10 protein-coding genes, 3 tRNA genes and 1 pseudogene are annotated in these 11,793 nt (G+C 34.8%); 5 read left to right on the forward strand and 9 right to left on the reverse strand.

Features of this window, described 5'->3' with window-relative positions:
- Nucleotides 1-3: 3 nt before the first annotated feature.
- Complete coding sequence (locus KAT95_03395; GenBank protein ID MCK4520874.1) at nucleotides 4-351, forward strand: phosphomannose isomerase type II C-terminal cupin domain; 348 nt, start codon at nucleotides 4-6, stop codon at nucleotides 349-351.
- Nucleotides 352-630: 279 nt separating this feature from the next.
- Nucleotides 631-1,029 (forward strand): HAD hydrolase-like protein, encoded by a 399-nt coding sequence (locus tag KAT95_03400; protein MCK4520875.1) that lies wholly within the window; start codon nucleotides 631-633, stop codon nucleotides 1,027-1,029.
- A 517-nt stretch (nucleotides 1,030-1,546) separates the two neighbouring features.
- Here KAT95_03400 and KAT95_03405 read toward each other — a convergent pair.
- The 9 genes and pseudogenes from KAT95_03405 to KAT95_03445 form a co-directional block, all read right to left on the reverse strand.
- On the reverse strand, nucleotides 1,547-2,212 hold the full coding sequence (locus KAT95_03405) for a hypothetical protein (GenBank protein MCK4520876.1): 666 nt from the start codon (nucleotides 2,210-2,212) through the stop codon (nucleotides 1,547-1,549).
- A gap of 135 nt (nucleotides 2,213-2,347) precedes the next feature.
- Nucleotides 2,348-2,436, reverse strand: a tRNA-Leu gene (locus KAT95_03410).
- A 240-nt stretch (nucleotides 2,437-2,676) separates the two neighbouring features.
- Nucleotides 2,677-3,057: pseudogene (rplS, locus tag KAT95_03415) on the reverse strand (50S ribosomal protein L19).
- A gap of 10 nt (nucleotides 3,058-3,067) precedes the next feature.
- Entirely contained in the window at nucleotides 3,068-3,700 is a 633-nt protein-coding gene (locus KAT95_03420; protein MCK4520877.1) for an RluA family pseudouridine synthase, read from the reverse strand.
- 8 nt (nucleotides 3,701-3,708) lie between these two features.
- Nucleotides 3,709-3,782, reverse strand: a tRNA-Val gene (locus KAT95_03425).
- A 2-nt stretch (nucleotides 3,783-3,784) separates the two neighbouring features.
- Nucleotides 3,785-3,860: transfer RNA gene (locus tag KAT95_03430), tRNA-Ile, on the reverse strand.
- A 7-nt stretch (nucleotides 3,861-3,867) separates the two neighbouring features.
- Entirely contained in the window at nucleotides 3,868-4,542 is a 675-nt protein-coding gene (locus tag KAT95_03435; protein ID MCK4520878.1) for a helix-turn-helix domain-containing protein, read from the reverse strand.
- A 113-nt stretch (nucleotides 4,543-4,655) separates the two neighbouring features.
- On the reverse strand, nucleotides 4,656-6,500 hold the full coding sequence (ftsH, locus tag KAT95_03440) for an ATP-dependent zinc metalloprotease FtsH (GenBank protein ID MCK4520879.1): 1,845 nt from the start codon (nucleotides 6,498-6,500) through the stop codon (nucleotides 4,656-4,658).
- Nucleotides 6,501-6,519: 19 nt separating this feature from the next.
- Nucleotides 6,520-7,599, reverse strand: a complete 1,080-nt coding sequence (locus tag KAT95_03445) for a S1 RNA-binding domain-containing protein (protein MCK4520880.1) — start codon at nucleotides 7,597-7,599, stop codon at nucleotides 6,520-6,522.
- A gap of 91 nt (nucleotides 7,600-7,690) precedes the next feature.
- Between KAT95_03445 and KAT95_03450 the strand changes: the two genes are divergently transcribed.
- The 3 genes from KAT95_03450 (at nucleotide 7,691) to KAT95_03460 (ending at nucleotide 11,792) form a co-directional block, all read left to right on the forward strand.
- Nucleotides 7,691-8,269, forward strand: coding sequence for an MBL fold metallo-hydrolase (locus KAT95_03450; protein ID MCK4520881.1), 579 nt, complete (start codon nucleotides 7,691-7,693; stop codon nucleotides 8,267-8,269).
- The gene (locus KAT95_03455) at nucleotides 8,269-8,454 is read left to right on the forward strand and encodes a hypothetical protein (GenBank protein ID MCK4520882.1); all 186 of its coding nucleotides are present in this window, start codon (nucleotides 8,269-8,271) and stop codon (nucleotides 8,452-8,454) included. The genes KAT95_03450 and KAT95_03455 overlap by 1 nt, the downstream gene beginning before the upstream one ends.
- A 140-nt stretch (nucleotides 8,455-8,594) precedes the next feature.
- The gene (locus KAT95_03460; GenBank protein MCK4520883.1) at nucleotides 8,595-11,792 is read left to right on the forward strand and encodes a DNA-directed RNA polymerase subunit beta; all 3,198 of its coding nucleotides are present in this window, start codon (nucleotides 8,595-8,597) and stop codon (nucleotides 11,790-11,792) included.
- Nucleotide 11,793: the final 1 nt, after the last annotated feature.

The following is an 11,793-nucleotide window of genomic DNA, read 5'->3' on the forward strand; positions in this document are numbered from 1 at the left end:
ATTATGGAAAATAAAAACAATAGAAAACCCTGGGGTTCTTTTGAAATCATAAAACAAGGCAAAGGTTATAAAATTAAAAAATTGATGGTCCTGTCAGGTAAAAGATTAAGCTTGCAAAAACACAATAAAAGAAAAGAACATTGGGTGGTTGTCAGGGGGACAGCTAAGGTTGTTGTTGGAGAAAAAGAATTTATTTTAAAGCAAGGCGAGCATTGCTTTATAGATATAAAAGAAAAACATCGTTTGGAAAATCCTGGAGAATCAGTGCTTGAAGTTATTGAAATTCAAATAGGAGATTATTTAGGAGAAGATGATATAGAACGTCTTGAAGACGACTTCAATAGGGCATAAAAATATAATATATTTAAATAAACAAAACTGTGAAAAAATTTACAAAAATCTGGAATTTTCCTGCGAAAAATTCCCAAATTCTTTTTTTTTGAAAAAACTTCAGATAAGCACATATGTTAGGCGACATATTTTTTAGATATAATTAAAATGAATAAAGAAATAATTTTTTTTGATGGTGATGGCACACTCTAGTATCCAGAATCAACTAAGTATATAGAAAAGCCACATTGGATATACTTGAAGAGTAAAAATGTAGATGATCATTACAAATATTTAGTTATGATACCAACAGTGATTTCTACTTTGAAAAAACTAAAGAAAGTGGGGATTCTTATCGTATTACTTTCAACACATCCACACCCACCAAAAGAAGCTGATTCTATAATCAATCATAAGGTAAAGCATTTCAAGTTAGATGAACTTTTTGATGAGATTCATGCGACCAAAGAATATCATGGTTCAAAAGGAGAATTTATTGTAAAAATATTAAAAGAACGCGGAATATCAAAAAGCAAAGCTCTAATGGTTGGTGATCATTATTATTGGGATTATGAACCAGCAAGAAATGTAGGTGTGGATGCATTGCTGATTGAATCAGAATATATGAAGAAGTTTATTCAAAGTAGAAGAATAAAAAGAACGATCAAAAAATTATCAGATATATTTAATTATATTTAAAAAATACGCTTCGGGGTCGTTGCACTTGATTTTCTTCCGCTATCGCTACATAACACAAGTATATCTGGCTCGCTCCTGCCGTTGCTCGACCCATATTTGCCTCCATAGATTGAAATGATAATATGGAATGGAGGCAAACATCAGATATGCTGATACATTATATATCATAAAGTTTTGATAATTGAGAGAATAGCAAAAAGGTTTTCTTTTACCTTTTAAAAGGTAAAAGAAATGGTGCGCGAAGCATGTCGTTAGTTTCGTTCAAAATAAGTTCGGATTTAATTAAACAACCATACCAAAAAATCGCCTTATGGCGATTTTTTTAGTGCACTATATTAAAGATAGTTAGAACATTTTTCGCTCGCTTCGCTGATGCCTCGGCGAAGCGGGCCGTCTGCGGCGGCGATGAAGCCCCCAAAAATTCAGAGCGGCTTCGCCGCGTTCTTTAACAATTTCAAGTTTTTCTTTGGCGGCAAATTCTAAAAAAGAAAAAAGCGGGCGAGGTTATCGCACCAAATCAATCAATTAATATAAAACATCTACCATAGATAGATCTAGTTTCATCTGAAAATGTTAAATTTTTGGGGCAACAAGCAAAATAACATTTTTTCTCTCCAGCAGTTGGTCCCAATTCGCAACCAAGCGGTCTCCATTCACAATTTGGAGTCTCTTCGCAGGGAAAATGTGAGCGTTCAGATGCTGAAACAATATCCTTTCCCACATTACACTTATCCATAATGGCTTCTGGCTTTCCTTTTAACTCGCAACAATCAAAATAACAAGTCCAGTTCCATTGTGAAACAAATTTCTCTATTTTCAGTCCTTCTTCTACAGCGGAGGCCTTAACAAATTTACAATTGCAATTAGTAAAATCAAAATCTTTATATTTTTGCCATTCCTTGTACCAAATATTTTCTTTTCTCACCTCTTTTGAGATCATTATTTGAATGAAATCTTTCAATCTGTTTCCGCACAATTTCTTTTGTTCTTCTTGGTTGCCGGGAGGGCCTTCTTCATCACCGGCACCCATTCCAAAGTAAATATTATGACAATCTAACTTTTCCACTTGCGAAGATTTAGATATGTCCTCTGGTTCTGTTTCTCTTTTTTCCCCACCGCCAGCGATGACGATAATGGTGATTAGAACAATTATTCCACCAATAATTAGAATTACTTTTTTCATATTTTTGAAAGTTAAAATGAATAAAACTTATGTAAATTTTCTTTTATTAAAATGTGGTTCGAGCCGATATTTTTTACAGGTTCTTTAGTAGTTTTTAATAAAGAACGCGGCGAAGCCGCTCTGACTTTTTCTCGGTGGTGCGGACGAAGGGACTCGAACCCTTATGGAGAAAAATCTCCCAGGAGCCTCAGTCCTGTGCGTCTAGCCAATTGCGCCACGTCCGCTTATTTGTTTTCTTTGTCCGTTGGAGTTTCAGAAGAAACGGATTTCTTTTCTTCTATTTTTTCTTCATTGCTTTCTGTGGTTTCAGCAACAGCTGGTTTTTTTTCTGTTTCTTTCCCCTCTACTTTTTGTTCTGGTTCCGGTTTTGATTCTGGTTCAATTTTAGGTTCCAGCCCAGATTCTTCTGGGCGAGGCTCGCTCCCTTCGGGAGCAGCTGGAGTTGCTGTGACATCAGGAAGGCCTTTTCTTTTTAAACGTGCCTTTCTACCTTTTGCTTCTCTTAAATAAAATAGTTTTGCTCTTCTTACTTTTCCTCTTTTAGTTATCTCTATTTTTTGAATAAGAGGTGAATTGATAGGAAGAATTTTTTCTACTCCAATACCAGCAATAATTTTTCTTACAGTTATAGTAGCATTTATCCCTTTTCCATGTTTTCTAGCTAAGACCAAGCCTTCAAATACTTGAATTTTTTCTTTGTCTTTTTCCGCACTTTTTGTCTTTTTGCTTTTCACGCCAGATATTGCTGGAATTATCTGATGAATGCGAACAGTATCACCAGGCCTGATATCTGGCAGGCCCTTTCTTAATTGCGACTTATTAAATTGTTCAACGATATTTGACATACTAATAAAATTATTTTAACGTTTTTATTACTTTTTTCAAGTCCACTGACAATTCTGAACTAAACTTTTTTCTCTCTCCATTCGGTAATTTTATGGTTAGTTCGTGGGCGTGTAGAAATTGTCGTTTTAATCCTTTTGGACAGGGCTGATTTTTAAAACCGTATAATTTATCTCCAGCAATAGGATGTCCTAAAGCTGCAAAATGGCATCTGATTTGATGTTTTCTGCCAGTTTTTGGCTCTGCTTCTATTAAAGAATACTCCTTAAATCTCTCTAAAATCCTATATTCTGTTATTGCTTTTCTTAATCCTTTTCTTTTTGCATCTGGCTCATTTGGTAAATATGTTTTTTGTTTTTTTCTATTTTTTAGAGACCGTCCTATTAAAGTTTCGATTTTACCTTTTACGGAGGACGGGCCTCCGGAGACTAATGCAAGATATTTTTTAATTACCGTTCTATTCTTAAACTGTTTTTGAAAAAAATCAAGAGCTTTGCTGTTCTTAGCTATTAACAAAATTCCAGATGTATCTTTATCTAAACGGTGGATTCTCTTTTCAAAATCGTCAGAATTTATTCCTGCTGGCTTATCAATCACTAATAAATCATCATCTTGATAAATAATTTTTAGCTTTTCTTTTTTCATCTTTTCTGTGGACGATGCAGGACTCGAACCTGCGGCCTTTTCGATGTCACCGAAACGCTCTAGCCAACTGAGCTAATCGTCCATTGGTGGGCGTGGCAGGACTCGAACCTGCGAACCTAACGCTTATAAGACGTTTGCTCTACCACTGAGCTACACGCCCAATTTAATTATATATTTTTACTTAAATAATAATCACTGATAGATTTCAATCCCATAAGTATTTTTTCCGTCAGCCTCGCATCCCCAATTTTCACATTACAAGTACCATGACCAAAACTTCCTTTATGATTTATACTCGCCTTATCTGTTTTTTTGATATAGGGTTTATTAAATTGGGAAATGGGAATATTTAAAATTTCTGACCAAAATTTTATTTCTTTAGCAATATTCATATCTTTATATAAATGAAGATGAACCTTAAGTTTCTCCTTAGGTACCTTTAAACTTTTTATTAGCCAATCCATAAAAAATTTTATAATTGAGGGATCTGTATTTGATACAGAAAGACGACACATACCAACTTTTGCTCCTTCTCCCCAATAAAGAAATAAACCGGCAAGATATAATTCTCGTTTATCAAAGGGAAAAATAATTCTTTTTTGTTCTTTACAAAATTTATTTAACCTTTCTTCTTTCTTTTTTCTTTTTGTTTCTCGGCATTTTTCAATTCTCTGCTCATTCCAGTCACGAAGTTCCCTTATTCTTTTTTTAGATAAAGGGTAATCTTTAAGCCAAGCACTCAAAGTACTTTTACTTACTTTTAATATCTTTTTGATTTGGCTATAACTCATTCCTTGTTTTCTTAGAGTTAAGGCCATTTGATGATCTTTAAACTTAGCCATAATCGAACCATTAAACTATTTAATATCAATACTAATTCATTAGTTCATTTTAACAAAAATATTATTAAAGAGCAAATAGTAAATATATCTTTTTTATTGAGCTATACGCCCGGTTACTTCTTCTTTTTGGTTTTTGCTTTCTTGATTTTGACCAAACTTTCAAATTCTTCTCTTTCAATTGTTTCTTTTTTGATTAATGTTTTAGCAATTTTTTCTAAAAGTTTTTTGTTTCTGCTTAAAAGCTTCTTTGCGGTAGATTCTGCGTCTTTAATAAACTTTGCTATTTCTTTATCAATTTTAGCAGCTATCTTTTCAGAGTAATTTCTTTGTTCAGAAATTTCTCTTCCTAAAAAGACCAACTCTTCTTTTTCGCCAAAAGAAATAGGTCCCAGAGGCGACATTCCGTATTCTTTTACCAGCTTTCTGGCTAAATCTGATGCTCTCTCCAAGTCATTTGCCGCGCCGGTAGACATTTCTTTGAATTTTAATTTTTCTGCGCAATAGCCGCCAAGCAAAACCGCCATTTCAGCCAAGAATTCTGATTTAGTTTTCAATCGTTTCTCTTCAGCAGGAACTTTTAGGGTATAGCCAGCTGCCATTCCACGAGCCACAATAGAAACCTTTCTCACTGGTTCAGTGTTAGGGATTAAAGCAGATACAAGCGCGTGTCCGGCTTCGTGATAAGCAGCCATCTTTTTTTCTTTTGCTGATAAAATATGTGATTTTCTTTCCGGGCCTAACAAAACTTTTTCAATTGAGTCCAAAAATTCTTCTTGGAAAACCTGATGCTTGTTTTTTCGAGCAGCCAAAATAGCTGCTTCATTAACCACATTAGCTAAATCAGCGCCAGAAAATCCTGGTGTTCTTTCTGCCACTTCTCGCATGTTTATATTCAAAGCTAATGGCTTGCCTCGACAATGAATTTTTAGAATTTCTTCCCGGTCACTGATATCAGGTAAATCTAAAACCACTTTTCTGTCAAATCTACCCGGCCGTAAGAGAGCGGGATCAAGGACATCCCCGCGATTTGTAGCTGACAGAACTATAGTTTTAGAATCTCTTTCAAATCCGTCCATTTCTACCAGAATTTGGTTCAGGGTTTGTTCTCTTTCGTCATGGCCGCCGCCAATTCCAGCTCCTCTTACTCTGCCAATAGCATCAAGTTCATCAATAAAAATAATGGATGTACCTGCTTTTTTAGCTGTAGCAAAAAGATCCCTGACTCGCGCTGAACCAACACCGACAAACATTTCAACAAATTCTGAGCCAGAGACCGAAAAGAACGGGACATTAGCTTCTCCAGCCACTGCTCTTGCCAAGAGGGTTTTGCCTACGCCAGCCGGACCTAAAAGCAGGACTCCTCTGGGTATTCTTGCTCCCATATCTAAATATTTCTTTGGATTTTTTAAAAAACCGACAATTTCCTGCAGTTCCTGCTTTGCTTCTTTTAAGCCAGCTACATCTTTAAAAGTAATTTTTTCTTTGCCATGGCCTTCAGCTCCGAAAAGCCGGGCTTTAGCTTTTCCAAAATCAAATGCCTGCATAGCTCCTGTTTTTGCCTGGCGAAAAATCAACCAAAAAAATAAAAGAAAAAACAATAAAGGCAAAATAAGAATAGAAATCGGGCCAAGCCAAAATAAGAATCCTCCTTCTTTTTTTACTGCAATATTTGCTTTATTAATTTTTTCTTCGCTTAATCCGTAATTTAGTAAAGTATCGCTGAGAGCTATTTCAGTTTCTTTTCTTGTTTCTGCTTTTGCATTATCGAGATAAGTGATAGAGATTTCGTTTCCAGAAACAATAATTTCTGCGATTTTTTCATCGCCTATGTCTTTTACTAATTGCGTTAAAGAAATTTCTGTTTTTTCTTCAAACGGCTGGGAGAACAAAGCAAAAATTGCGGAAATAGTCAGAAAAATAAGGAAAATAAATAATATATTTTTAGATATATTTTTAATATTTTTAGCTTTTGCCATGTTATTTAATTAAACTTAATGTCATTTTATGCTCTTTTGAATCCAGGGACAGGATTTTAAATTCATAGTCTTTTCCTATTTTTATTTTCTCTTCCATTTTTTCATTAGTGCCGAATTCAGAGATATGACAGAGACCTTGAATTTTTGTTTTTTCAATCTGGACAAAGGCCCCAAAATCATTTAGCTTTGCCACTTTTCCTTTTATCGTATCGCCCTTTTTATATTCTTTTTCAATATCCTGCCACGGATCTTTTTTTAGGGCTTTCAAAGAAAGAAAAATTTTATTATCAGCAATATTAACAATTTTCGCTTTTATTTTTTCTCCTGTTTTTACTATTTCTGAAGGATGTTTTACTATTTGCCAGTCAAGTTCAGAAATATGGCAAAGTCCTTCTAAATATTTTTCCGTTTTATTTTCAACGGCTGGGAATTTAATAAATGCTCCAAAATCAGTAATTTTAGTGATTTCTCCTTCAATGATATCTCCAGCCTTATAATTTTTTAAGTATTCCTTAATACTTTCTATTTCGCCGGCTTTTTCAGAAAGAACTAATTTTTCTCCGCTTAGGTCTAGATTAATTATTTTTACTTCTATTTCTTGGCTGATAAATTTTTGAAGCTCCCTTACTATTTGCGACCTGTCTTCTCCTTCTATATGCGGATAGTGCTGTGAAGAAAGCTGGGAGACCGGTAAAAAGGCAGGTATGCCAAAGATATCTGTTAATAACCCTCCTTTATTAGCGCCGGTAATTTTTACTTTTATAATTTCTTCTTTTTCTTTTATGTCTCTGAGTTTTTTCCAATTTATTTCTCTGCTGGCTTCAGAGACAGAAAGTTCAATATAGCCGTCTTCGTTTTCTAACCCAATTATCTTAGCAGAAATATTATCTCCGATTTTTGCATCTTTAAGAATATTTTTAGCTTCTTGGAATTCTTTGCCAAAAATTATTCCTGTTCCAGTTGGCCCTAAATCAATAAAAATACTGGAACGGTCAATACCGACCACTTTTCCATCAATAATTTCTCCAGTTCTTGGAGGTTTTATTTCATCATCTTTAGTTGCTAAAAAAGTATTTTTCATATTTCAAATTTAATATTACATTATTTTTTTATTTTTTACAAGAGATGGGCTTAATATTGAGTTTCAAATTTGTTTATGCTAAACTGAAAATATGAACATAACTTGGTTTGGACAATCTTGTTTCCAAATAATTACTCAAAAGAATAAGGATAGTTCTGTGAAAATAGTCATTGATCCTTTTGGAAAAGATACTGGCTTGACAATGCCTAAATTAGAGGCAGATATTTTGCTGCTTACAAGCAAGGATTATGATTTAGGCAGGATTAAGAACAGCGATTATTTTTTAATTAATGAGCCGGGAGAATATGATGTCCAAGATGTTTTTGTCCAAGGAATAGAAATAGAATCAAACATCTTTGTTATTGAAATAGAAGGAATGCGGCTTTGCCATTTAGGATGTGTTCAGCAAAAAGAGCTGCAAAACGGACAAGTAGAAAAAATTGGCGACATTGATATTTTAATGGTTTCAGTCGGTGAAGATGTTCAAACCGCTTCAAAAATTATCAGCCAGATAGAGCCGAAGATTATTATTCCTATGCGTTATCATAATAAAATAGATGATTTTTTGAAAATAATGGGTGGAAAATCAATTGAACCGCAAGCTAAGCTGTCTATCAAAAAAAAGGATTTGCCAAAACAAGGAAGGGGAATAGTGCTTTTAAAAATATAATGACTGTTTTTAAAAAAATCAAAGATCAACCAGAATATGTAAGGAAAGCTATCTTCTGGATTGTGATAATGATTTTAGCTATAAGTTTATTTTTCATATGGCTGAAGATTGCTGATCAAAGAATAGAAAGTTTTAAAAATCAAGGATCCCTGCAAAATGTTGTTGACAAATTTCCAGAGATGTAATATACTACAATTATTCGCAGTTTAATAATATTTTATTAGAAGTAACTTTTTTACTTTGATTGCTTCTTTTTTTTAAAATTTCAAGATTATTCTCAACCCTAAAAATCTAAGATTAGGGTAATTTTTGTTTATAATTTATTATGGAAGAGATAAAAATTAAAAATTTTGGAAAATCAAAAGTTAATCTGCCTCTGTTTTATCTCTTAAATGTCCAAAAAGAAAATTGGCAGCAATTTTGGGATAATGATTTAAAAGAGCTGTTTTCCGAGATTTCTCCGATTAAAGACCATACTGGCAAAGAATTGGAGCTTTGGTTTTCAGATTATAAATTGTCAAAATCCAAATACAAAAATGACTTAGAGGCAAAGCAGAATAACGATTCTTATGAAGTTTCTCTTAGGGTAAAGACAAGATTGGTCAATCTTAAAACAAAAGAAACTAAGGAGCAAGAGGTCTTTTTAGCTGATTTTCCATTAATGTCAGAAAGAGGAACTTTTATTGTTAATGGGGTTGAAAGAGTAGTTATTTCACAGCTTATTCGGTCCCCAGGCGCTTTTTTCACCAGTAAGATAGTAAATAGTAAAAACTATTTTGGAGCAAAAATTATTCCTAATAGAGGAGCCTGGCTTGAGTTTGAAACAGAGTCATCCGGCCTTATAGGCATCAAGATTGACAGGAGAAGAAAAGTGCCAGCCACTACTTTATTAAGAGCGTTTGGTTTGAGCGAAGATGAAGATATAATAAAGGCGTTTAAAGATATTGATAACGGCAAGATTAAGTATATTGAAAAAACTCTAGCTAAAGACAGCGCTAAAAACCAAACAGAGGCAATAGTTGAGGTTTATCAAAGATTAAGGCCTGGTGATTTAGCAAGCCCTGATTCAGCAAAAGAATTGATTGAAAATATGTTTTTCAATTTTGATAGGTATGATTTATCAAAGGTAGGACGTTGGAAAACCTTGGAGCGTCTGCCAGAATTAAAAAAAGAGAAAAACAAGCAGGATATTAAAATAGAAGACAGAGTTCTTCATCTTGAGGATATTATCGCAGTAATAAGAGAAATTATCCGTTTGAATAATGATCCAGAAGCTCAGCCAGACCAAATTGATCATTTAGGGAACAGGAGGGTGCGAACCATAAATGAATTGCTTCAAAACCGTTTAAGGGTTGGCATGATGAGAATGGAAAGAATTATAAAAGACAGGATGTCAACCTTGGAAATTTCTGAGATGATGCCTGTACAGCTTATAAATCCAAAGCCTTTTATCGCAGTAGTAAAAGAATTTTTCTCTTCCAGCCAATTTTCCCAATTTATGGACAATGAAAATCCTTTAGCTGAACTTGAACATAAACGGACTTTAACTGCCACAGGTCCGGGCGGGCTTACTCGGGAAAGGGCTGGTTTTGATGTTCGGGATGTTCAGCCGTCCCACTATGGAAGGATTTGCCCTATTCAGACCCCAGAGGGCGCTAACATTGGATTGGTAAGTCATTTGGCCAGTTATGCTAGAATTAATCCTTATGGTTTTCTTGAGACCCCTTATTATAAAGTAAAGAAAGGCAAGGTTACTTCAGAGCTTCATTATCTTACGGCTTATGAAGAGGAAAAATTTAATATTGCTCATGCCGGAGTGCCTATTGGCGAAAATGCTATGATTACGTCTCAAGTGGTTGAGGCAAGAATTCTCGGGCTTCCAGGCGAAATACAAAGAGAGAGAATTGACTTTATTGATGTTTCTCCTCAGCAGTCTATTTCTATTGCTACTTCTCTTATTCCCTTTTTACAAAATAATGATGCCAATCGAGCCTTAATGGGATCTAATATGCAGAGGCAGTCAGTCCCTTTAGTCAAGCCGGAAGTGCCTTTGGTGTCCACTGGTATTGAAGAGAAAATAGCTAAAGATTCCGGCCAGGCAGTAGTCACCAATGAAAAAGGAGTAGTTACAGAAGTAGATTCTGACCATATAATAGTAAAAGAGAAAAACAGAACCAAAAAAGAATATAATCTGCGAACATTTATCAGGACTAATCAATATACTTGTTTGCATCAGAAACCAATTGTTAAAAAAGGCCAAACAGTAAAAGCAGGGGATGTTTTAGCTGACGGCGGATCTATTGATAGAGGCCATTTAGCATTAGGCCAAAATGTTTTAGTTGCTTTTATGCCATGGAGAGGAGGTAATTATGAGGATGCTATTATTATTTCAGAAAAGTTAGTAAAAGATGATTGTTATACTTCTATTCATATTGAGAGCTTTACTTGTGATGTAAGAGAAACAAAGCTTGGCCCTGAAATTACTACTTCTGATATTCCTAATGTCAGCTTGGAGAAATTAAAGGATTTAGACGAAGAAGGAATTATTAGAACCGGGGCTGATGTAGCGCCTAATGATATTTTGGTTGGAAAAATTTCTCCAAAAGGAGAAGCAGATTTAACGCCGGAAGAAAGATTACTGAGGGCAATTTTTGGAGAAAAAGCAAAAGAAGTGAAAGATAGTTCTTTGCGGATGGAGCATGGCAAGAAAGGGAGAGTAGTTGGAGTGAAAATTTTTGACAGGGAAAAAGGAGATAAGCTGGAGCCCGGAGTGATAAGGAGAATTCAGGTAGAGGTTGCGGAAATTAGAAAGATTGGAGCAGGAGATAAGCTTTCCGGCAGGCATGGAAACAAAGGAGTGATTTCCAAAGTTTTGCCGGAAGAAGAAATGCCTTTTTTAAAAGATGGGACTCCTATTGATGTAATTTTAAACCCTTTGGGCGTTGCTTCCAGAAAAAACATCGGACAGATTCTTGAAACCCATTTGGGTTTTGCCGCCAAGAAGCTGGGTTATGTAGCAGCTACTCCTTCTTTAAGCGGAGCTAATGAACAGGATATTAAGAGAGAGCTTAATAGCGCTGGTCTTTCAGAAGACGGAAAAGTTGAGTTGTTTGACGGAAGAACAGGCCTTGCTTTTCCAGAAAATATTACTGTTGGATATTCATATTTAATGAAGTTAATTCATATGGTTGAAGATAAAATCCATATGCGTTCTATCGGTCCTTATTCTTTAATCACACAGCAGCCATTAGGGGGAAAGGCCCAGTTTGGCGGACAGAGATTTGGAGAAATGGAAGTTTGGGCGTTGGAAGGATTTGGCGCTGCGCATACCCTGCAGGAGATGTTGACTATAAAATCAGATGATGTTATTGGCAGGGCGACTACTTATGAAGCAATTTTAAAAGGAGAAAAAATTAGAAATCCTAATATTCCTGCTTCTTTTAATCTATTAGTTTTAGAATTGAAATCATTAGGGCTTAACATAGAACAAAAAGAAAAACCACAGGAAGAAAATAAAAATTAAA

It is taken from the genome of Candidatus Parcubacteria bacterium, from assembly GCA_023131895.1.
Classification (GTDB): domain Bacteria; phylum Patescibacteriota; class Minisyncoccia; order Minisyncoccales; family JAGMDC01; genus JAGLYZ01.

Coding starts and splice junctions, on each gene's coding strand:
- KAT95_03420 (MCK4520877.1), bottom strand. CDS start 3,700: ATGAAAAAAGAAAAGCTAAAAATTATTTATCAAGATGATGATTTATTA.
- KAT95_03405 (MCK4520876.1), bottom strand. CDS start 2,212: ATGAAAAAAGTAATTCTAATTATTGGTGGAATAATTGTTCTAATCACC.
- KAT95_03445 (MCK4520880.1), bottom strand. CDS start 7,599: ATGAAAAATACTTTTTTAGCAACTAAAGATGATGAAATAAAACCTCCA.
- KAT95_03395 (MCK4520874.1), top strand. CDS start 4: ATGGAAAATAAAAACAATAGAAAACCCTGGGGTTCTTTTGAAATCATA.
- KAT95_03460 (MCK4520883.1), top strand. CDS start 8,595: ATGGAAGAGATAAAAATTAAAAATTTTGGAAAATCAAAAGTTAATCTG.
- KAT95_03450 (MCK4520881.1), top strand. CDS start 7,691: ATGAACATAACTTGGTTTGGACAATCTTGTTTCCAAATAATTACTCAA.
- KAT95_03400 (MCK4520875.1), top strand. CDS start 631: ATGATACCAACAGTGATTTCTACTTTGAAAAAACTAAAGAAAGTGGGG.
- KAT95_03435 (MCK4520878.1), bottom strand. CDS start 4,542: ATGGCTAAGTTTAAAGATCATCAAATGGCCTTAACTCTAAGAAAACAA.
- KAT95_03455 (MCK4520882.1), top strand. CDS start 8,269: ATGACTGTTTTTAAAAAAATCAAAGATCAACCAGAATATGTAAGGAAA.